This window comes from Micromonospora sp. II (genome assembly GCF_001709195.1).
GTDB classification, from domain to species: domain Bacteria; phylum Actinomycetota; class Actinomycetes; order Mycobacteriales; family Micromonosporaceae; genus Micromonospora; species Micromonospora chalcea.
Window position 1 is genome coordinate 152,515 of sequence record NZ_LYXF01000035.1, and the last position, 20,089, is coordinate 172,603.

A 20,089-nucleotide genomic window follows, 5' to 3' on the forward strand; every position below is an offset into this window, starting at 1 on the left:
CAGGCAAGTGATGGTGGGTTACGACGGGTCTCCGGCCGCGAGCGCCGCCATCGAGGCGGGCGCGTTGCTGTTCCCCGGCGCGCACGCGTGGATCGGGCATCTGTGGACGCCTCCGTTCGCCAGCGAGGAACTGCGCAAGCGGCTCTGGACCGGCAAGCGCAACATCAACGCGTTCGTGGAGGCGATCGAGCGCGAGGGCGGCCGGGAGGCCGACCGGCTCACCTCCGTCGGCGTGATGCTGGCCCGCGCGGCCGGCTGGGACGCCGAGCCGCTCGTGTGCCGCAGCTACGGCGGTGAGGGGCTCCGGCTCGCCGAGCTGGCCGACGAGAAGCAGACCGACGTGCTGCTGCTCGGCTCGCGCGGTCTGGGCGGCGCCCGGGCCGTGCTCGGCAGCGTCTCGGACATGGCCGTGCACTACAGCCCGCGGCCCGTCCTGGTGGTGCCGCACCCGCTGCTCACCGACGAGCACGACGCGCTCGCCGCCGGCCCGGTGGTGGTCGGCTGGGACGCGTCCACCGGGGCCGAGGCGGCGCTCGACTCCACCCGGCGTCTCTTCCCCGAGCGGGACGTCGTCCTGGTCGCCGTCGACGGCGACGAGGGGGAGACGCCCACCCCGGACACGGCCGGCGGTTCGGTCACCGTCGTGCGGGTCAGCGCCGGGCGCGGCGCCCAGGGACGCGCGGTGGCCGAGGCGCTCTCCGCAGTCGCCACCGAGCACAAGGCGAGCGCGGTGGTGGTCGGCTCGCGCGGACGGACGGCGATGCGCAAGATCCTGCTCGGCAGCGTCGCCATGGCCACCCTGCACCGTGCCCACCGGCCGGTGATGGTGGTGCCGCAGAGCCCGGTCCGCGAAGCGGAGTAACCCGGCGGCGCACGGGTGCCTCCCCGGCCGGGGGAGGCACCCGCTTCGTCACCGCTGCCCGCGGCGCGCCGGTCGGGCCCGCCATGGTTGAGGCAGCCGTCCCCGGAGGCGGGCGCTGGCACCCGTCGATGCGCGGCAACTATTCTCGGGTCACAAGCCAAGTCGCCGTCTGACGGAGTGGTCGATGCGGAAGGGCCTGGTCGCGGACCGGCATGCGCAGGGGGACGGCCGCAGAGCCAACCTCGGCGCGTTGCTCCGGCGCGTCCACCTGACCGGCCCGGTGACGCGCGTCGAGCTGGCCGAGTGGATGGGCGTCAACCGCAGCACGGTCATGGCGCTCACCGCGGAACTGGCGTCGGCCGGTCTGGTCCGGGAGGTGACGGCCGGCGGCAGCGGACGGGCGGGGCGACCCTCGCTTGTGGTCCGCCCGGCCTCGGACACCTTCTACGTGCTCGCCTTCGACATCGCCGTGGACCGGCTCGTGGCCGCCCGCGTCGGGCTCGGCGGCGTGATGTCGGCCCGCCTGGAGGCGGAACGCCCACGGGCCGGGGCCGACCTCGACTCGGTGGTCTCGGTGCTCGCCGACTTCGGGCGGGCGCTGCACCACGCCGCGCCGCCCGGATCGGTGTGCGTGGGCGTCGGCGCGTCGTACTGCGGGATGATCCGGCCCGGCGACGGCATGGTCCGCTTCGGACCGGACATGGGCTGGGTCGACCAGGCGTTCGGCGCCGAGCTGGCCGGGCGGCTGGACCTGGGGCTGCCGGTCCTGGTCGGCAACGAGGCGCACCTGGGCGCGCTGGCGGAGCACCAGCGGGGCGCCGGAGTCGGCGTGCAGAACGTCGTCTACCTGCACGGTGACGTGGGCGTCGGCGGCGGGATCATCGTCGGCGGTGAGCTGCTCGACGGCGACGGCGGGTACGCCTCCGAGGTCGGGCACATGCTCGTGAACCCGTACCAGGGGAGGCCCTGCGGCTGCGGCTCGCGCGGGTGCCTGGAGGCCGAGGTCGGTGAGCGGGCGCTGCTCGACGCCGCCGGCCGCCCGGCGGGGGAGAAGGGGCGCGAGGCGGTACGGGCCGTGGTGGCCGCCGCGTCGCGGGGCGAGCCGGCCGCCCGGGACGCGCTGCGGCACATCGGTGACTGGCTGGGCATCGGCGTGGCGAACGTGATCAATCTGTTCAACCCCGGCGTGGTGATCTTCGGGGGCACGCTCAGCGAGGTCTTTCCGGTCTGCGCCGACCACGTCCGCAGCCGGATCGCCGCCAACGTGCTGCCCATCTCCCGCGACAAGGCCCGCCTGCGGGTGTCCGCGCTCGGCTACGACGCCACCTTGATCGGCGCCGCCGAACGGGGCTTCACCCCGTTGTTCGCCGACCCACTCGGCACCCTCACCCGCGCCTCGGCGCTTCGCTGATCTTGGAGTTGTGGCGCCTGGGATGTCGCTTTGGTGAGCCTCGTGAGGCGCCACAACTCCAAGATCGACGGCGGCACTCCGCGCGGGGCGGTCAGGAGGTCAGGCGGTGGGTCAGCCAAGGGAGGAGAGCCTCGCCCTGTTGGCGCTGGAACGCTCGGACCGTGGGGATGCCGGGTGGGGGTGGCTGGCGGGCGCCGTCCAGCAAGAAGCCGGTGAGGCCGGCCAGCACGCCGGTCAGGTCGGCCGGGTCCACATCGGCGGTCAGCGGCTGGGCGGCGAGCAGCGCGTCCGGGTCGTGTCCGCCGTACACCTGGACGTTGACGACGGTGAACAGGGTGTCCAGCCAGGCCGGCCCGCGACAGGCCCACGGCCAGTCGACCACGGTGACCGATCCGTCCGGGCCGAGCAGCAGGTTGTCGGCGCGGACGTCGACGTGGCAGAGCGTGTCGCCGGCGAGCGCGGCCAGGCCCCGGTCGGCGGCGGCGCACAGCTCGGGCAGGTGGGACCGGGCCCACGGGTCGAGGTCGGCCGGCGGGTCGGCGGCGAGGCGCCGCCAGCCGCCGAAGTCGTACGCGAGGTGTTCGGCGGCGGTGGTGGTTCCGGCGGCGGCGGGCGCCGGGGTGAGCGTCGCCGCCATCGCCTCCAGCGTGGACAGCACGGCGGCCAGCTCACCGGTACGCCACGGGGTAGCCGGGTGCCGGCCCTCGACGTCGGTGAAGACGAGCGCGATCCAGTGGCCGTCGTCGTAGCTGCCGAGCAGCCGGGGCGCGGGCGCGTCCGGGGGCAGGGCGGCGGCGATCCGGGCCTCGGCGCGGTGCAGGTGGGGACTGCGGTCGTTCTGCGCCGGGCTGACCGCCTTGACGAAGGCCCGGCCACCGCCTGCGGTACGGACGCGGTCGGCGGTGCCGGGGGAGAAGCCGCCCGGCTGCGAGTGCGCCGCCACCACCCGGTCGCCGAGGACGCCCTCGATGCCGTCGCGTACGTGCCCGGGCAGTTCGTGCCAGTGCAGCCGAGTCTTCGTCACCGTTCCACGGTGCGTGCCGCCCGCCGTCCGGGGCAACCGGGTTACTCGTTGCGCGTGTAGTGCAGGACGACCACGCCGGCGTCGAACGGGCGCGCCGAGGTGAGCGTGAGCCGGCGCGGATCGAAGCCGCTGTCGACGAGCTTGATGCCGCTGCCGACGACCACCGGGTTGAGCTTGACCACCAGCTCGTCGATCTCGTCGAGGAGCTGACCGGCGAGCTGCCCGCCGCCGCAGAGCCAGATGTCGCGCCCGGGTTGCGTCTTCAGCTCGCGGACGAAGGCCACCGGGTCACCGGCGACGACGTTCACGTCCGGGTAGTCGGCAGGGGGCAGGGAGCGGCTGAACACGTACTGCTTCAGGTGGGCGTACGGGCTTGTCACGCCGATCTTCAGGCCGGGCTCGTAGCTGCCCCGGCCCATCAGCACGGTGTCGAAGCGGCCGGCGGGCGGGGAGTCGATGCCGAGCTGGGCGTGGGCGAACGTGGGCAGCGTCTGGGGCCACTCGGCCACCAGGTGGGGCGCCAGGTCGGGCGTCAGCGGGAGGAAGTCGAACGACCCGTCGGGCGCGGCGATGAAGCCGTCGAGGGTGCTGGCGACGAAATACACGAGCTTGCGCAAACCGGCTCCGATGTTCAAGATGATCCACGACGGCTGTCGTGGTTCAGTGGCGAATCTACAACACCTGTCGTGGTTGTTGCTAGTGTGTTCGCGTGGCCAGGAACCCGGAACGCCGTACCCTGCTCGCCGACGCCGGTCTGCGGGTGCTCGCCGACGCCGGCGCGCGCGGGCTGACCCACCGGGCGGTCGACGCCGAGGCGGGCGTGCCCACCGGCACCACCTCGAACTACTTCCCGTCCCGCGCGGCGCTGCTGGCCGGCCTGGCCGAACGGATCTTCGACCGGATCGCACCCGACCCGGCCGTGCTGGCCGACCTCGGCCGCCGCGAGCCGTCGCTCGCGCTGATGACCGACTACCTGCGCGACATCGTCGCGCGCACCACCCGCGAGCCGGGCCTCACCCGGGCGCTGTTCGAACTGCGGCTGGAGGCCGCCCGCCGCCCCGAGTTGCGGTCCGCGCTCGGCGGCGTGCTGCGCCGGGGGTACGCCGACGACGTCGCCCACCACCTCGCCGCCGGACTACCGGGCGGGGCGTACGAGGTGGCGCTGCTGCACTACGCCGTCGACGGGCTCCTGCTCGACCTGCTCACCACCTCGATCGACGCCGGGTTCGACACCGATCAGGTGGTCTCCGACCTCGTCTCCCGTCTGGTCGGCGACGCCACCCGTTGAGTCTCCTCGCCGTGCGTTAACCCGGGGCGGCCAGCGGGAACGCTGGCGCGGACACCCCTGGGAAGGAGCAACGGATGAGGGAACGCACCGGACTGACCATCGGCGTGCTCGGCTCCTACGGCGGTCGCAACCTCGGCGACGAGGCGATCCTCACGGGTCTCCTGGACGATCTGCGCCGACACGAGCCGAACGCCCGGATCATCGTCTTCTCCCGCAACCCCGCGCACACCGCGCTGGCCCACCCCGAGGTCGAGGCGGTGCCGTGGGAGGGCGTCAGCCGCGTCGACTCGTCCCCGGTGCTCAACCAGCTCGACCTGCTCATCCTCGGCGGCGGCGGGATCCTCTACGACAAGGAGGCCCGGCGCTACCTGCGGGTGGTCCGGGTCGCCCAGGAACGCGGGCTGCCGCTGCTCACGTACGCGGTGGGTGTCGGCCCGCTCAGCGACACGCTCGACAGCGGCATGGTGCGCGAGACGCTCGCGCAGGCGGTCGAGGTGACCGTCCGGGACCAGGAGTCGCGGATGGTGCTGGAGGAGGCCGGTCTGATCAATCCCATCACCGTCACCGCCGACCCGGCGTTCCTGCTGGAACCGGAGGAGTTCCCCGAGCAGTGGCTGCGTGAGGAGGGCGTGCCGGCCAACTCCCGGCTGGTCGGGCTGAGCGTGCGCGAGCCGGGCCGGGCGGCCGAACGGCTCGACGTGGACGGCTACCACCGCCTGCTCGCCCAGATCGGTGACTTCCTGGTGCACCGGATCGACGCGCACGTGCTGTTCGTGCCGATGGAACGCGACGACATCCGGCACTCGCACGGCGTGCTGTCGCACATGACCGCCGCCGACCGGGGCCGGATCCTGCACGGCGACTACCGTCCGGCGCAGATCCTCGGGTTGATGCGCCACTTCGACCTCGCGGTCGGCATGCGCCTGCACTTCCTGATCTTCGCGGCCATGATGGGCACACCGTTCCTGCCGCTGCCGTACGCCGGAAAGGTCTTCGACCTGGCCCAGCGGCTCGGCGTGCCGGCGCTGCGCGGCGTGGAACGAGAGGTCGAGGGCCCGCTGCTGGCCGAGGTGGACCGGCTGTGGGACGAGCGGGCGGCGCGGGCCGACGAGACCGCGCGCCGGGTGGCGGAGGTCTGCGAGCAGGCGCGCGGCACCTCGCAGGTGACCCGCAGCGTGCTGGACAGCATCCGGGCCCGGTCACTGACCCCGGCGGTGTGAGCCGGGTCGTCAGACCGCCGGGCCACGCCAGGCGTAGACCCACTCCCGGCCCGGCTGGGCGTCCGACTCCAGCTCGTAGATCTGTGCCTCCGCGAGCCCGTTGGACCCGAGGTGGTGGTGGGTCAGCGGGGGACGGCCGTTGCTGTCCAGCTCGACGGTGACGGTCTCGCCGTCGGCCGCGCCGCCCACCAGGGGGATCTGCACCGTGGAAGCCATGCGCCCATCCTGCCCCGGCCGGCCCGCCCGCGCAGGGGATCACGCGGGGCAGCGAACCGGGCACCGTGCGTACTAGGGTCCGGGGATGGCGCACCCGACGATCGATCCGACTCTCGGTCCGGTCCTCGCCCGTACGGGCGGCGAACGGGCGATCCTCGACGCGTTCCTCGACTTCCACCGGAGCACCGTGCTGCGCAAGGTTCGCGGCCTGACCGACGCCGACGCCGGCCGGCGTCTGGTGCCCTCGCTGACCACCCTGGCCGGGCTGCTCAAGCACCTGACGGTGGTCGAGGGGAACTGGTTCCGCCGCCTGTTCGCCCCGGAGCCGGGCGACGTCTACCTCACCTCCCAGGCCGACGCCGACGCCAGCTTCGCGCTGCGCCCCGGCGACACGGTCGAGACGCTCGCCGCCGCGTACGAGGCGGCCTGCGACGAATCCCGGCGGGTCGCCGCGCGGTTCGACCTCGACCACGTGGTGCCGCACCCGCAACTCGGCGAGGTGTCGCTGCGCTGGGTGCTGGTGCACCTGATCGAGGAGACCGCCCGGCATGCCGGGCACGCGGACATCCTGCGCGAGCTGACCGACGGCGAGACCGGCGCGATCTGACGCCTCAGGCCCGGGGGAGCAGCCCGTCCGGATACTCCATCCCGTCGTGCGTACAGGCCGCGGCGGCCACCCGGGCGGCGTACCGGGCCGCGTCGAGCACGTCCGCGCCGCGCAGCCGGGCGGCGATCACCCCGGCCGCGAACGCGTCCCCGGCGCCGTTGGTGTCCACCACCGGCCCCGGCGGGGTGGCGGCGGGCACGTGTGCGGGCGGCGCGCCGGGGGTGTGCAGCGTCGCGCCGGCCGCGCCGCCGGTGACCAGCACCGTGCGCGGCGCCAGCTCGGCCGCCTCCTTCGCGGCCCGCTCGCCGAGCCGGGTGTCGCTGACGAAGACCAGGTCCGCGATCCGGGCGAACGGACGGTGGTAGTCGTTCTCGCCGTCCCAGTCGTGCAGGTCGGTGGAGACCGACGTGGCGGCGCGCAGCACCGGCAGCGAGTCCCGGGCCCAATCCATGATCGACAGGTGGACGTGGGTCGCCTCGGCCACGAGCGCGGCCAGCTCCGCGTCGGCGAACGGCGCCGGCCCCGACCACGGGCGCGGGTCGTGCAGCGACATCCGCCGCCCGGCCGGGTCGACCAGGTTCACCGAGCGGCGGGTGCCGGCCGGCGCGTCCGCGAGCGTGGTCCGCACCGAGGTACGCGCCAGCGCCGCCCGCACCACGTCACCTGCCGGGTCGGCGCCCAGCACGTCGACGAGCGCCACCCGCAGGCCGAGCGCGTGCGCGGCCAGCGCCACCCCGGCGCCGGTGTTGCCGATCCGCATGTCGATCGGCGGCACCAGCAGCGAGTCGGCGACGGGCGGCGGCAGCGCGGGCACCTGGACGCGGACGTCCACACCGAGCCCGCCGAGCACGAGAAGGTCGACCATGGCGCCGACGATAGCGACGCCCGGCGGCCTATCCTGACTCCCCGGGCGCCGTCTTCCGGCCCCGGCGTCGGCGAGGGGGAGCAGTGCTGGTCATCCACGGGCTGTGGCTGCCCGGTAGCGGGCTCGCCCTGTGGGCCGAGGACAGCACGCGCCCGGCGCGCGGGCCCCGCCGGCCCGGCCGCGTCCCGCGCGAGCGCCCGCACCCGTTCGCCGCCGACCACGCCACGCTCGCCGCCGCGCTCGACGGCATGCCGGGCGAGCCGGTCTCCGTCCTGCTGGACCTGCCGACCCGCGCCGGCTCGCCGGTGGACTCGCCGGAACTGATCCGGGCCACCGTCGGGGAACCGGTCCGCGGCCCGGTCACCCGCGCCGGATGGCGGGTCCCGGCCCTGGGGTACGCCCCGGACGCCGCGTACGAGCTGCTGCGCGCGCCGACGCCGGGCCCGGTCGGGGCGAGCCTGCGTCACCTGTGCGAGCTGGCCGACTTCGCCACCGACCTGGTCGCACGCGGCCGGCTGCTGCCGGTCGCGCTCGACGCGTACCCCGGTGGTGGTGGACCCGACGGCGGGCCGGCCGCGACCGGCCGGCGTGCCTCGGCGCGGCGGTCACCGGCGGCCTCCGGCGCGAGGGCCGGGCGGCGGTTGCGGGCCGTCGGGGCGGACGACGTGGCGACCGGGTGGGCGCTCTGGCGGCCGCTGCTCACCGGCACCGACGCGGGCTGGGCGCGCGACCTGGCGACGGCGTTGCCACCGGCGGCCCGCGCCGCCCGGGAATGGCGGCCCGAGCCGTGGGGCCCGGCAGCGGCGTCGGTCGGTGCGGGCGAAGGCCCTGGCGGGGCCGCCGCCCCGGCGTCGGCGGATGTGCGGACGGACGCCGCCGGGCCCATGCCGGGCGGGCGCTCGCCGAGCGGGTCCGTCCGGGACAGCAGCCGGGCGGGCGAACCGGCGGGCGGCGCGTGGGCCGGGCGATCCGGCGACATCGGAGCCGGTGAGCTGGTCGCCGAGGCGCTGGACGCGCTGGCCGACGCCGCCGCCCGGGTGGCGCTGGCCGACACCCGGCTGCACCGGGGAATGCGCCCGGTCGGCGCGGTGCCGCGCTGGCTGGCCGCGCTGACCGGCCCGGAGCGCGCGTTCCCCGCCGAGCCGGACGCGCTGGCGACGCTGCGCGACGAACTGGACGCCTGGCAGCGCGACGCCGCGGGCGGCGCGGTACGGGCCACGTTCCGCCTGGTCGAGCCGGACGTCGACCCGGTCGCCGAGCTGGTCGAGGACGCCGTCTGGCGGGTCGAGTTCGGCCTGCACCCGGCCGACGAGCCGGGGCTCGTGGTGGACGCCGCGCACATCTGGCAGCGGCCCGCGCCGGCGCTGGCCGCCCGGGGCGTGGAGCCGCAGGAGACGCTCCTGGCCGAGCTGGGCCGGGCCAGCCGGCTGTGGCCCGAGGTGGACGCCGCGTTGCGTACCGCCGCGCCGGAAGGCATGGAACTGGACGCCGACGGCGCGCACCGGTTCCTGCGTGAGGGCGCGCCGGTGCTGCACGCGGCCGGGTTCGGGGTGCTGCTGCCGTCGTGGTGGCGGCGTTCCTCGTCCCGGCTCGGCGCGCGGCTGCGGGCGCGCAGCCGGAGCGCGCCGGGAGCGGTGGCCACCACCGCCGGGAAGCTGGGGCTGGACGCACTCGTCGACTACCGCTGGGAGCTGGCGCTCGGCGACCAGCCGCTGACCGCCGAGGAACTGGCGTCGCTGGCCGACCTGAAGTCGCCGCTGGTCCGGCTGCGCGGCCGGTGGGTCGAGCTGGACCCGCAGCGGCTGGAGGCCGGGCTGAAGCTGCTGCGCTCCTCCGGCGAGCTGACGGTGGCCGACCTGCTGCGGATGGGACTGTCCGGTGACGACAGTGCCGGTGAGCTGCCGGTGCTGGACGTGGTCGCCGACGGCGCGCTCGGCGAGCTGCTCGCCGGTGAGGCGGAACGGCGGCTCACCCCGGCCGACCCGCCGCCGGGTTTCACCGGGAGGCTGCGGCCGTACCAGCGGCGCGGGCTGGCCTGGCTGGCGTTCCTCCAGTCGCTCGGGCTCGGCGGCATCCTCGCCGACGACATGGGGCTGGGCAAGACCGTCCAACTGCTCGCGCTGCTCGCCGGTGACCCGCCGGAGGCCGGGCCCACGCTGCTGGTCTGCCCGATGTCGCTCGTCGGCAACTGGCAGCGGGAGGCGGCGAAGTTCGCGCCCGGCCTGCGCGTACACGTGCACCACGGCGCCGAGCGCGCCCGGGGCGAGGGCTTCGCCACCGCGGTGGGCGAGGCGGACCTGGTGCTCACCACGTACTCGGTGGCTGCCCGGGACGCGTTCGAGCTGGCCGGCGTCGACTGGCACCGGGTGGTGGTGGACGAGGCGCAGGCGATCAAGAACGCCGCCACCCGGCAGGCCGAGGCGGTCCGGTCACTGCCCGCGCGGCACCGGGTCGCGGTCACCGGTACGCCGGTGGAGAACCGGCTCGCCGACCTCTGGTCGATCATGCAGTTCGCGAATCCGGGGCTGCTCGGCCCGGCCGCGACGTTCCGCAAGCGCTTCGCCGAACCGATCGAGCGGCACGGCGACGCCGAGGTCGCCGAGCGGCTGCGCCGGATCACCGGCCCGTTCGTGCTGCGCCGCCTCAAGACCGACCCGACGATCATCACCGACCTGCCGGAGAAGCTGGAGATGGAGGTGGTCTGCAACCTCACCGCCGAGCAGGCCGCGCTCTACCAGGCCGTGGTCGACGACATGATGGCGAAGATCGAGTCCAGCGACGGCATCGAACGACGCGGGCTGGTGCTGGCCACCATGACCCGCCTCAAGCAGGTCTGCAACCACCCCGCCCAGCTGCTGCACGACGGCTCCGCGCTGGACGGCCGCTCCGGCAAGCTGGAACGCCTCGACGAGATCGTCGACGAGGTGCTCGCCGCGGAGGAGAAGGCGCTGCTGTTCACCCAGTACGCCGAGTTCGGCGGCATGCTGCGCGGGCACCTGTCGGCGCGTACCGGCCGGGAGGTGCTGCTGCTGCACGGCGGCGTCGGCAAGGCCGACCGGGACGCCATGGTGACCCGCTTCCAGTCGCCGCAGGGGCCGCCGCTGTTCGTGCTGTCGCTCAAGGCCGGCGGCACCGGTCTCACGCTGACCGCCGCCAACCACGTGGTGCACGTGGACCGGTGGTGGAACCCGGCCGTCGAGGACCAGGCCACCGACCGGGCGTTCCGCATCGGACAGCGCCGCCGCGTGCAGGTACGCAAGTTCGTCTGCGCCGGCACCGTCGAGGAGAAGGTGGCCGCGATGATCGCGGACAAGCGCAGCCTGGCCCGGTCCGTGGTGGGCAGCGGCGAGCAGTGGATCACCGAGCTGTCCACCGACACGCTGCGGGACCTGTTCACGTTGGAGTCCGGGGCGGTGGTCGAGTGAGCCCCCGCTTTGACGACTACCGGCCGCCGCTGCGGGTCGAGGGTGGCCTGCGGGCGCGCAGCACCAGAGGCGCGATCGGGCAGTCCTGGTGGTCCCGGCGGTTCGTGGAGGTGCTGGAGTCGTTCGCGCTCGGCTCCCGGCTCACCCGCGGCCGGGCGTACGCGCGCCGGGGGCAGGTGCTCCGGCTGGACGTGTCGCCCGGCAAGGTCACCGCCGAGGTGCAGGGCTCCCGGCCGCGCCCCTACCCGGTGCGGATCGGGCTGGCCGCGTACCCGGAGAAGGTGTGGCGGCGGCTGGAGTCGGAGCTGGCCGGGCAGGCGTTCTTCAGCGCCCGGCTGCTCGCCGGCGACCTGCCGGCCGAACTGGAGGAGCTGTTCGCCGAGGCGGGCGCGCCGCTGTTCCCGGCCGAGATCGACGAGCTGGACCAGAGCTGCGGCTGCCCCGACTTCGCGGTGCCGTGCAAACACCTGGCGGCCACGTTCTACCTGCTCGCCGAGGCGTTCGACGCCGACCCGTTCCACCTGCTGCACTGGCGTGGCCGGTCCCGCACCGAACTGCTCGACCGGCTGCGTACGCTGCGCGGCGCCGTGGCGGACGGCGGTGTGCTCGGCGCGGGCGCGGCATCGGTCCCGGGCGCCGGGCCGGACCCGGCGGCGACGACGGGTGTGCCGGTCGTCGGCGCGGCGCGGGCCCTGGCCGGGGTGCCGGCGGTCGAGCCGGACGAGGAGCTGGACCGGTTCTGGCTGGCGCCGGTGGCGCTGCCGGACCGGCCGCCCACGCTCGCCACCGGCCCGGAGCTGCTGCTGCGCCAGCTCGGGTCGCCCGGTGCCGCGATCGGCGGGCCTGGCCTGGCCGAGCGGCTGCGCCGGGCGTACCGGGAGTTCGGCAGCGCCGAGGGCGCGTCGCCCACGGAGTTCGGTCGCGCCGAAGGCGCGCGTTAAGAAGGGGCCCTTCCTCTACCGGAGGCGTTAAGAAGGGGCCCTTCCTTACGCCTACAGCAATCGGCGGCGGAAACGCCACATCACGGCGGCGTTGGCGACCAGCACCACCGCGCAGATCGCCCCGGCCAGCCGTCCGACCAGTACTGTCATCGCCGGTAGCGAGGCCCACAGCACGATCGTCAGCAGCATCATGTACCGGCCCCGGCGTCCCTTTATCCGGCTGTCCAACCGGGCGAAGAACCGAGGGTCGCTCTCCCGCAGACGGCGGGTGATCTGTTCGAACCTGCGCTGATCCTCTTGGCTGAGCATGGCGGTGCCTTCCCCTCACGGCTTCAGCGGTTCGGCGGCATACCCGGATCGGAGGGCGGTCACGCGCCGCCGCTGCTGCTGTTTCGCCGGACCGGACAGGCGGAACGAGGTTCTCAGCGCAGGCTTATCCGTACCTTAAGTTTCGGTGAGGCGGTGAACGCCCCCGGCGGCGTCGCCGGGCTGCGAAACCTCGCGTTCGGGCGGTGCGTGACCGGATCGGCCCTGCTCCGGACGTCGCCGCGCACTCGCCGCCCCGCCGGGTCCTCCGCGGCGGGCCTGAGCACCGTCTTAAGTGCGCTCACGGGCGCGTCCGGCGTGCCTTGAGCGGCCGGGACGGCCTGGCTACTTTCCCGTAGGCAACTTCTCCGGCAACCGTCGCCGCCCCTGCGCCACCCGACCCCCCGGGTGGCAGGCGTGCCGGCACTCGAAGAAAACGGGATAGGTACATGGCCGACCTGAACGTGCCACCGCGTCGACCCCGGGACGACCGCGGCTGGGACGGATACCAGCACCCCCATCCGGACGGGTACCGCGACCCGCACGCCGCGCCGTACGCCGGCGCTCACCCCGGCGCCGCGCCGGGCCCGCAGTGGGTCGGACCGGACGGCTTCGCCCCCGCCGCCGGTGGCTACCCGCCGCAGGGCGGCTTCCCCCAGCAGGGCGGCTACGCCCAGCCCGCCGGCGGGTACGGCCCGCCGCCCGGCCCGGGACTGCCCACGCTGGACGACGACGGCGACGAGCCGCCGAACCGGGGTCGCCGCCGCGCGCTGGCCACCCTCGGTGGGGCCGCGGTGGTCGCCGGTGGCGCCGCCTTCGCGCTGTCTCCGCAGGTACGCGGACTGTTCACCGGTGACGCAGCGGCCGGTGACGCCACCGGCACCGTCACCACCGACGGCAACGCGGCGCGGCCGAGCGGCCAGCAGCCCAGCACCGTGCGGACCTACACCGAGCAGAACGAGAGCTACATGGGCTCCCGGGCGGGCGAGGCGCTCAAGCGCAACGCGCCCACCGGCGGCCGGCTCTACGGCAGCCCGGCCGCCGCTGCCGAGGCGACCAAGGTGACTGTGAAGACGGTGCTCGCCAAGGATCCGATCCGGCACCTCGCCACCCGCACCACGTTCGGCGCGACCCCGAAGATGCTCGCCGACATCAAGCGGCTCGGCATCGACGACTGGCTGCGCCAGCAGCTCGAACCGGAGAAGATCGCCCCGACCAAGGCGGAGCTGAAGCTGGCCGAGCTGCAGTCACTCAAGCTCAGCCCGACGCAGCTGCGCGACCAGCGCGAGCAGCTCAACGAGAAGGGCGTCGACCCGGCCCGGGAGACGGTGGACGCCACCATCGCCCGGCAGATCTGGTCGGACCGGCAGCTGTTCGAGGTGATGGTCGACTTCTGGAACGACTTCCTGCACGTCGCCGCCGACTTCGACGGCGGGGAGAACTACCGCAACGCGTTCGACCGGGACGTCATCCGCAAGCACGCGCTCGGCAGCTACCCGGAGATGCTCGTCGCCGCGAACAAGCACCCGGCGCTGCTGCTCTACCTGAACCAGGTCGACTCGCGCAAGGACGCGGTCAACGAGAACCTGGCCCGGGAGAACCTGGAGCTGTACTCCGTCGGCGTCGACGGTGGCTACACCGAGAAGGACGTACGCCAGGCCGCGCTGCTGCAGACCGGACGCGGTGTCGCCGACGGCAAGTACAAGTTCTTCGCCGAGCGGCACTACCTCGGCAAGGTGAAGATCCTCGGGTTCAGCCACGCCAACAACTCCGACGATCCGGTGGCCGCCGACAAGGTCATCGACTCGTACATCCGCTACATCGCGACGCACCCGTCGACCGCCCGGTACGTGGCGCAGAACCTCGCCACCCGGTTCGTCTCCGACACCCCGCCGAAGTCCGTGGTGGACCGGCTCGCCAAGGCGTACACCACGAACAAGGGGCAGATCCGCCCGGTGCTGGCGACGCTGTTCAGCTCCTCGGAGTTCTGGGCCGCGGTCGGCCAGAAGGTACGCCGCCCGATGGAGTACCTGGTCGCCACGTACCGGGCGCTCGGCGTCTCGCCGGACGCGGCCCCCGGCTACTCCGGCGACAATCGGCGGACCCCGTTCGCGCAGGGCCTGCGGCAGATCCAGGACAAGATGCGCGAACTCGGCCAGTACCCGATGGGCAAGCCCACCCCGGACGGCTACGCCGACGTCTACCTGGCCTGGACCTCGGCCGGCACGATGATCGACGGCTGGAACGAGGCGGGCGACCTGATCGCCGGCTACCGCAAGCAGTTCACGTTCGCCAAGCCGGAGAAGCTGGTGGCGAAGCCGCCGACCACCGCCGGGGCGTACGTGGACGCGCTGGCCCAGCGGCTGGTGCACCAGAAGCTCAGCGCCAAGGAGAAGAAGCTCGTGCTCGCCGTGGCCGGGGTCGCCGAGAGCGCCAAGGTCGACGCCACCTTCAACGGGGCCATCGCCGCTGTCGCGCGGACGATCCTCGCGTCCCCCCAGCACCACCTCCGGTGAGGCATTCGATGGAGATGACCGTGAACCCGTACCCCCTGCACCCCGAATGCCCCGACCTGCGGCGGCTGGCCGACAACCCGGCCGAGGCGCTGCTGCGCGCGGAGGCGGACATCGTCGCGGCCGAGAGCGCGGCCGAGGCCGACCGGTACCGCCGGCTGGAGGAGATCGAGGAGGCGCAGCAGGACGGCCGGGGCGTCACCCGCCGTACCTTCGTCGCGGGCGCCGCGGCCACCGCGACCGCGCTGGCGACGGCCCAGTTCGTCACCACGTCGGCGTCGTTCGCCGCGACCAAGACCGGCACGCTGATCCACGTCTTCCTCTACGGCGGGCTGGACGGGCTGAGCCTGGTCGCCCCGGCGAGCGACCCGGTGCTCACCAAGGCCCGCCCGGACCTGCTGCTCGGCGAGGACTCGCTGGCGCTGGCCCGCGGCTTCAAGCTGACCAGCGCGTTCGCGCCGCTGGAGAAGTGGCTCAAGGCCGGTCAGCTCGGCTTCGTGCCGGCCGCGTCCGACCCGCGGCTGTCCCGCAGCCACTTCCAGGCCGCCGACGCCTGCAACCTGGGCGGCCTGCCCGGCGAGACCGGCGGCCGGGGCTGGCTGGACAGCCTGGTAGACGCGCTCGGCAAGGGCACCGCGTTCCGCAGCGTCGGCATCGGCAGCACGCTGCCGCGCTCGCTCGTCGGCGTGAACGGCGCGATCTCCCTCAACAGCGTCGGCGACCTGCGGCTCAACGGCGACGACAAGTTCCGGGCGGCCACCGAGAAGGCGATCCGCGGCCTGTTCACCGGCATCAACCACCCGGTGGAGGAGGCGGTCATCGAGGGCATGGGCGCGCTCGCCACCGCCCAGAAGCTGGCTGCCAAGCCGTACGCCGCCGCCGAGGGCGTCGAGTACCGGGGCGTCGGCAACTCGTTCAAGCAGCTCGCCCAGCTCATCAAGGGCGGCGCGAACGTGCGGGTGGCCACCGTCGGCATGGGCGGCTACGACACCCACGAGAACCAGGGCACCCGCGAGGGCGGCCAGCTCTGGCGGCGGCTCAACGAGCTGGCCGCCGCGATGGCCGCGTTCTTCACCGACCTGGGCGACCAGGCGGCGGACGTGACGATCATGGTGTCCAGCGAGTTCGGCCGCCGGGTCGCCTCGAACGGCGGCGGCACCGACCACGGCCACGGCGGCGTGGTCACCGTGCTGTCCGGCCGCAAGCTGGCCAGCTCGCTGCTCGGCACCTGGAACGGGCTGGACAAGTTGGACAGCGGCGACGTGCCGGAGTACAACAACATGTTCAACGTCTACGGATCGGTCGCGCAGGGCCGCTTCGGCCTGACAAACGCCGAGGTGGACAAGATCTTCCCCCGGCAGAAGTTCACCCCGGTCAAGATCTACGCGTGACGTACCAGGAAACCCGCGCCGCCGGCCGTCGTACCGGGCACTCCGCCCCGTACGGCGGCCGTCCGGCTGCTCCCGTACCCCCGGCTCGTCCGCGCCGCGGACCCGGCGCCCGGCGGACGCTCGCCGCGCTCTTCTGGCTCGGTCTGGTCGCCGCGGTGGTGCCGTGGTGGCTGGACACCCCGGCCGGGTCGCTCACCGACACCGCCGACCTGCTCACCGCGGGCGGCCGGATCACCGGCATGATCGCCGGCTACCTGCTGCTGGTCCAGGTGCTGATGATGAGCCGGCTCGGCGTGCTGGAACGCGCGCTCGGCGGCGAGCGGATCTCCCGGCTGCACCGGGACCTCGGCGCGACGCTGCTGGTGGCGGTGCTCACGCACATGTCGCTGCTGGTGGTCGGCTACTCCCGGCAGGAGCGCAACTCGGTGCTCGCCGAGGTCGGCGTGCTGCTGACCGACTACGAGGACATGATCACCGCGTTCGCCGCGGCCGGCGTGCTGGTCACCGTCGCGGTCACCGCGGTACGCGCGGTGCGCCGCCGCCTGCCGTACGAGCTGTGGCACCTGCTGCACGCGGCCAGCTACCTCACGCTGCTGCTCGGCTACGCGCACCAGTTCAGCAACGGCGCGCAGCTGCACCAGCCGGGCCTGGTGCGTACCGGCTGGATCGCCGGATACGTGCTGGTGGTGGCCGCGCTGGTGTGGGGCCGGGTGCTCGCGCCGCTGGCGTTCAACCTGCGGCACCGGCTGCGCGTCGCCGACGTCGTGGCGGAGAGCCAGGACACCGTGTCGGTCTACCTGACCGGGCAGCGGCTCAACCAGATCGACCTGCTCGGCGGGCAGTTCTTCCGCTGGCGGTTCCTCAACCCCGGCTGCTGGTGGCAGTCGCACCCGTTCTCCGTCTCCGCCGCCGGCAACGACAGGTGGCTGCGGATCACGGTGAAGGTCGTCGGCGGGTACACCGCCGAGCTGCGCGACCTGACGCCCGGTACCCGGGTCTGGGCGCAGGGCCCCTCCGGCACGTTCACGGCCGCGCACCGCACCCGGGAGCGGACGCTGCTCATCGCCGGCGGCAGCGGCATCGCCCCGCTGCGGGCCATGCTGGAGGAGCTGCCGCCCGGCGCGGCGCTGATCTACCGCGCGAGCACCCCGGCCGACGTGCTGCTGCACCAGGAGCTGGACTGGCTCGCGCAGGCCCGGCAGACCTCCGTCTGGTACGTCGTCGGCCGCCGTGACGACCCCGGCCCCCGCCAGGTGATGAACCCGGAGGGGCTGCGCCGTCTGGTGCCCGACCTGACCCGGCGCGACGTCTACCTGTGCGGCCCGGGCGGCCTGGTCGACGAGGCGGTCGCCGCGCTGCGCGCGGCCGGCGTGCCCCGCCGCCAGATCCACCTGACCGCGTTCGAGCTGTAGGAAAGGCACCACAATGCGTCGCGCGCTCCTCGCGATCACCGGACTGGCCGCCGGCACCACCGCGCTCGTGGTGCTCAAGGGCGCGCCGGGCAGTGGGCAGACCCTGCCGGACGCGCCGGTGGCGCTGGCTCCGGTCGCCCCGGGCGGCTCGGCCGCGCCCGAGCCGCCGTCGCCCACCGCCGCCGCGTCCGGCAGCGCCACGCCGTCGTCGCGCGCCTCGGCGAAGCCCACCCCGAAGGCGTCCGCCGACCGTAGCCCGGCCAGCCGGGGCGGCACCCGTACCAGCACCGCACCCGCCGCGCCCCGGACCACCACCAGCGCGCCGAAGGTCACCACCCGCACGGTGACCGGGCCGTCGGTCACCTACGAGTACGGCTCACTGCAGGTGCGGATCACGCTCAGCGGCAGCCGGGTCGTCGACGCGACGGCGATCGGACTGCCGCTGGGCGGGCAGTCCGGGCAGCGCAGCGACGACGTGCAGGCCCGCTACAGCGGCACGTCCGGTGAGGTGGTGGCCCGGCAGAGCGCCAACCTGAGCACCGTCTCCGGGGCCACGTACACCAGCACCGCGTACAAGCAGTCGTTGCAGGCCGCGCTGGACAAGGCGTGACGGTTCGTTCCGGCCTGCGCCGGGTCGAGCACGTCATGGGTACGGCGATCAGCCTGGACCTGGCCGACGACCTGCCCCCGGGGACCCTGCACGAGCTGGCCGAGGACACGTTCGGCTGGCTGCGCGAGGTGGACGCGCGGTTCAGCACGTACCGGGACGACAGCGAGGTGTGCCGGATCGACCGGGGCGAGCTGCGGCCCGCCGACGCCTCCGCCGACCTGCGCGCCGTGCTGGCGGCCTGCGCCGACCTGTGGACCGCCACCGACGGGTTCTTCGACGTGTACGCGACCGGGCGGCTCGACCCGTCCGGCTACGTCAAGGGCTGGGCGGCACAGGTCGCCTCGGACCGGCTGGTGGCCGCGGGCTCGCCGAACCACTGCGTGAACGCGGGCGGCGACGTGCGGGTACGCGGCCACGACGCAACCGGACAGCCGTGGCGGATCGGGGTGCGGCATCCCTTCGACGCGGCGGCGACCTGCCTGGTGCTGACCGGCACCGACCTGGCGGTCGCCACCTCCGGCGTGTACGAACGCGGCCACCACGTGCTGGACCCGCGCCGGGGCGTACCGGCGAAGGGCCTGCGCTCGGTCACGGTCGTGGGCCCGGACCTGGGCGTGGCCGACGCGTACGCGACAGCGGCGGTGGCCATGGGCAACCAGGGCCTAGCCTGGCTCGACCGCCTACCGTCCCCCTGGCAGCACGCCGTGGTCACGGACGAAGCCCACCAACACCACTCCCGCACCCTCCCCACCCCAGCGCGGTGATCAAGGAGTTTGTGTCCGTTTAGCCCGCGCTGGAGGACACAAACTCCTTGATCAACGGCATCGGCGGGGGTGAGGGGTGAGGGGGGGTCAGCGGAGGGGGCGGTGGAGGATGGCGGGGCGGGAACCCGTCGGGCGGGGGCGGCCGGGGCGGACGCCCAGGGGACGGGTGAAGGCCCACGGGTGCACACGGCGGCGGGGCCGCGCCGGCTCGGTGCCGCCGGTGTGGCGGGCCGCGTCGTCCCTGGACATCCTCAAACCCCCGCTCCGGCGCGCACGCGCCCTCGCCAGGTTCAACGATTCCGGTGCCGGGGAGGTCGCTGTCGGCCACCCGTCCGGGGCGGACGGGTAGGTCAGCGGCCCCGCCGGGGCAACGGGAGGTGGCCGGGGAACAGGTCCGCGCCGAGCGTCACGCCGGCCGCGCGTAACGCGGCGATCAACGCGTTCTGCACCAGGTACGAGTCGGGCAGTTGCCAGCGGGCCTGCTCCGGGGCGACCGCCCAGCGCACCGTCCCCTCGGGCAGCCGGGTCGGCGGGGCCGGGATCCACGAGCCGGGCCCGTGCCGCACCACGTGGAAGCAGTGCTCCAGTTCCGGGCGCAGCGGGTCGCCGGGGCGGACCAGGAACATCCAGCGGCCGGTCGGGGTGACCAGCGCCGGGCCGCGTACGCCGGGCCCGGCGGGATGGGTGGCGACCGCGTCCAGCACCTGCCGGCCCAGGTGGGCGGCGACCTCGAGGACGTCGAACGCGCGGCCGGTGGGCAGCAGGACGCCGTGCGGGCGGCTGCGCCACCAGGTGGCCACCCGGGCCGGGTCGGTGCTGGCGGCGTGCTCCCAGTCCTCCAGGGCGGGGTGGCAGCCCACCGTGGGGCAGCCGGCCCGGCCGCAGACGAAGCGGCTGTTGGCCAGGCAGGCGCCGGGCGTGACCGGCCAGCCGTGCAGCGCGTACCGCACCGCGACGCGGCGCAGGCGGACCCGTTCCAGCGGGGACAGATGAGCGACGCGCGGCCGGACATTCCTCCACATGTCTGACATCCCCTCTCGTCCCGCGAAACCGTCCACATGCCACACGTCGAAAGCCGTCACTGCCGAAACTCACGCTCGTTGTGGTGACTAACGGTCGGTGCAACTTGCACGAAAACTACGAGAACTGGCTGGTCGGTGGACGCACAACCTGTGCGATCGGGGCAAGCCTGGGGGACGTGGGGGGACCGGCCGGCGCCGTGAGGGGGAGGGAG

Annotated in this window: 18 protein-coding genes; 12 read left to right on the forward strand and 6 right to left on the reverse strand. The window is 74.3% G+C overall.

All coding sequences use genetic code 11. The features are described 5' to 3' along the window. Nucleotides 1–10: 10 nt before the first annotated feature. Together A8711_RS18610 and A8711_RS18615 are read left to right on the forward strand one after the other, a co-directional pair. Nucleotides 11–862 carry a universal stress protein gene (locus A8711_RS18610; RefSeq protein ID WP_069088934.1) on the forward strand — a complete coding sequence of 284 codons (852 nt, stop codon included), beginning with the start codon at nt 11–13 and terminating at the stop codon, nt 860–862. A gap of 184 nt (nt 863–1,046) precedes the next feature. Next, entirely contained in the window at nt 1,047–2,273 is a 1,227-nt protein-coding gene (locus tag A8711_RS18615; RefSeq protein WP_069088935.1) for an ROK family transcriptional regulator, read from the forward strand. Between the two features lie 91 nt (nt 2,274–2,364). Here the strand turns inward: A8711_RS18615 and A8711_RS18620 are convergent, their stop codons facing one another. Together A8711_RS18620 and A8711_RS18625 are read right to left on the reverse strand one after the other, a co-directional pair. Further along, nucleotides 2,365–3,297 carry a phosphotransferase gene (locus A8711_RS18620; protein WP_069088936.1) on the reverse strand — a complete coding sequence of 311 codons (933 nt, stop codon included), beginning with the start codon at nt 3,295–3,297 and terminating at the stop codon, nt 2,365–2,367. Between the two features lie 41 nt (nt 3,298–3,338). Then, nucleotides 3,339–3,914 carry a dihydrofolate reductase family protein gene (locus A8711_RS18625; RefSeq protein ID WP_069088937.1) on the reverse strand — a complete coding sequence of 192 codons (576 nt, stop codon included), beginning with the start codon at nt 3,912–3,914 and terminating at the stop codon, nt 3,339–3,341. Between the two features lie 92 nt (nt 3,915–4,006). Between A8711_RS18625 and A8711_RS18630 the strand changes: the two genes are divergently transcribed. Together A8711_RS18630 and A8711_RS18635 are read left to right on the forward strand one after the other, a co-directional pair. Further along, complete coding sequence (locus A8711_RS18630; protein WP_069088938.1) at nt 4,007–4,585, forward strand: TetR/AcrR family transcriptional regulator; 579 nt, start codon at nt 4,007–4,009, stop codon at nt 4,583–4,585. 74 nt (nt 4,586–4,659) lie between these two features. Beyond that, complete coding sequence (locus tag A8711_RS18635; protein ID WP_064448255.1) at nt 4,660–5,805, forward strand: polysaccharide pyruvyl transferase family protein; 1,146 nt, start codon at nt 4,660–4,662, stop codon at nt 5,803–5,805. 9 nt (nt 5,806–5,814) lie between these two features. Here A8711_RS18635 and A8711_RS18640 read toward each other — a convergent pair whose 3' ends face one another. After that, a complete protein-coding gene (locus A8711_RS18640) occupies nt 5,815–6,021 on the reverse strand; it encodes a hypothetical protein (protein WP_064448256.1) in 207 nt (68 codons plus the stop codon). A gap of 85 nt (nt 6,022–6,106) precedes the next feature. Here A8711_RS18640 and A8711_RS18645 point away from each other — a divergent pair, with 85 nt between their 5' ends. Continuing rightward, nucleotides 6,107–6,628, forward strand: coding sequence for a DinB family protein (locus tag A8711_RS18645; RefSeq protein WP_069088939.1), 522 nt, complete (start codon nt 6,107–6,109; stop codon nt 6,626–6,628). A gap of 4 nt (nt 6,629–6,632) precedes the next feature. Here A8711_RS18645 and A8711_RS18650 read toward each other — a convergent pair whose 3' ends face one another. After that, the gene (locus A8711_RS18650; protein ID WP_069088940.1) at nt 6,633–7,493 is read right to left on the reverse strand and encodes a carbohydrate kinase family protein; all 861 of its coding nucleotides are present in this window, start codon (nt 7,491–7,493) and stop codon (nt 6,633–6,635) included. Nucleotides 7,494–7,576: 83 nt separating this feature from the next. Here A8711_RS18650 and A8711_RS18655 point away from each other — a divergent pair, with 83 nt between their 5' ends. Together A8711_RS18655 and A8711_RS18660 are read left to right on the forward strand one after the other, a co-directional pair. Beyond that, nucleotides 7,577–10,918, forward strand: a complete 3,342-nt coding sequence (locus tag A8711_RS18655; RefSeq protein ID WP_069088941.1) for a DEAD/DEAH box helicase — start codon at nt 7,577–7,579, stop codon at nt 10,916–10,918. Beyond that, complete coding sequence (locus A8711_RS18660; RefSeq protein ID WP_069088942.1) at nt 10,915–11,859, forward strand: SWIM zinc finger family protein; 945 nt, start codon at nt 10,915–10,917, stop codon at nt 11,857–11,859. Before A8711_RS18655 ends, A8711_RS18660 begins: the two co-directional genes overlap by 4 nt. A 51-nt stretch (nt 11,860–11,910) precedes the next feature. Here the strand turns inward: A8711_RS18660 and A8711_RS18665 are convergent, their stop codons facing one another. Next, nucleotides 11,911–12,168 carry a DUF3040 domain-containing protein gene (locus A8711_RS18665; RefSeq protein WP_043329246.1) on the reverse strand — a complete coding sequence of 86 codons (258 nt, stop codon included), beginning with the start codon at nt 12,166–12,168 and terminating at the stop codon, nt 11,911–11,913. Between the two features lie 446 nt (nt 12,169–12,614). Here A8711_RS18665 and A8711_RS18670 point away from each other — a divergent pair, with 446 nt between their 5' ends. The 5 genes from A8711_RS18670 to A8711_RS18690 are packed head-to-tail and all read left to right on the forward strand — an operon-like array spanning nt 12,615 to nt 18,855. Continuing rightward, nucleotides 12,615–14,681, forward strand: coding sequence for a DUF1800 domain-containing protein (locus A8711_RS18670; protein ID WP_069088943.1), 2,067 nt, complete (start codon nt 12,615–12,617; stop codon nt 14,679–14,681). Nucleotides 14,682–14,695: 14 nt separating this feature from the next. Then, complete coding sequence (locus A8711_RS18675) at nt 14,696–16,069, forward strand: DUF1501 domain-containing protein (protein WP_223201459.1); 1,374 nt, start codon at nt 14,696–14,698, stop codon at nt 16,067–16,069. Beyond that, nucleotides 16,066–17,481: a ferric reductase-like transmembrane domain-containing protein gene (locus tag A8711_RS18680; RefSeq protein ID WP_069088944.1), complete on the forward strand. Its 1,416-nt coding sequence runs from the start codon at nt 16,066–16,068 to the stop codon at nt 17,479–17,481. The genes A8711_RS18675 and A8711_RS18680 overlap by 4 nt, the downstream gene beginning before the upstream one ends. 13 nt (nt 17,482–17,494) lie before the next feature. Next, nucleotides 17,495–18,091, forward strand: coding sequence for an FMN-binding protein (locus A8711_RS18685; protein WP_064448262.1), 597 nt, complete (start codon nt 17,495–17,497; stop codon nt 18,089–18,091). Nucleotides 18,092–18,126: 35 nt separating this feature from the next. Then, complete coding sequence (locus A8711_RS18690) at nt 18,127–18,855, forward strand: FAD:protein FMN transferase (protein WP_069089118.1); 729 nt, start codon at nt 18,127–18,129, stop codon at nt 18,853–18,855. Between the two features lie 350 nt (nt 18,856–19,205). On the opposite strand, the gene A8711_RS18700 is transcribed toward A8711_RS18690, so the two are convergent. Beyond that, nucleotides 19,206–19,877 carry a bifunctional DNA primase/polymerase gene (locus A8711_RS18700; RefSeq protein WP_036344045.1) on the reverse strand — a complete coding sequence of 224 codons (672 nt, stop codon included), beginning with the start codon at nt 19,875–19,877 and terminating at the stop codon, nt 19,206–19,208. Nucleotides 19,878–20,089: the final 212 nt, after the last annotated feature.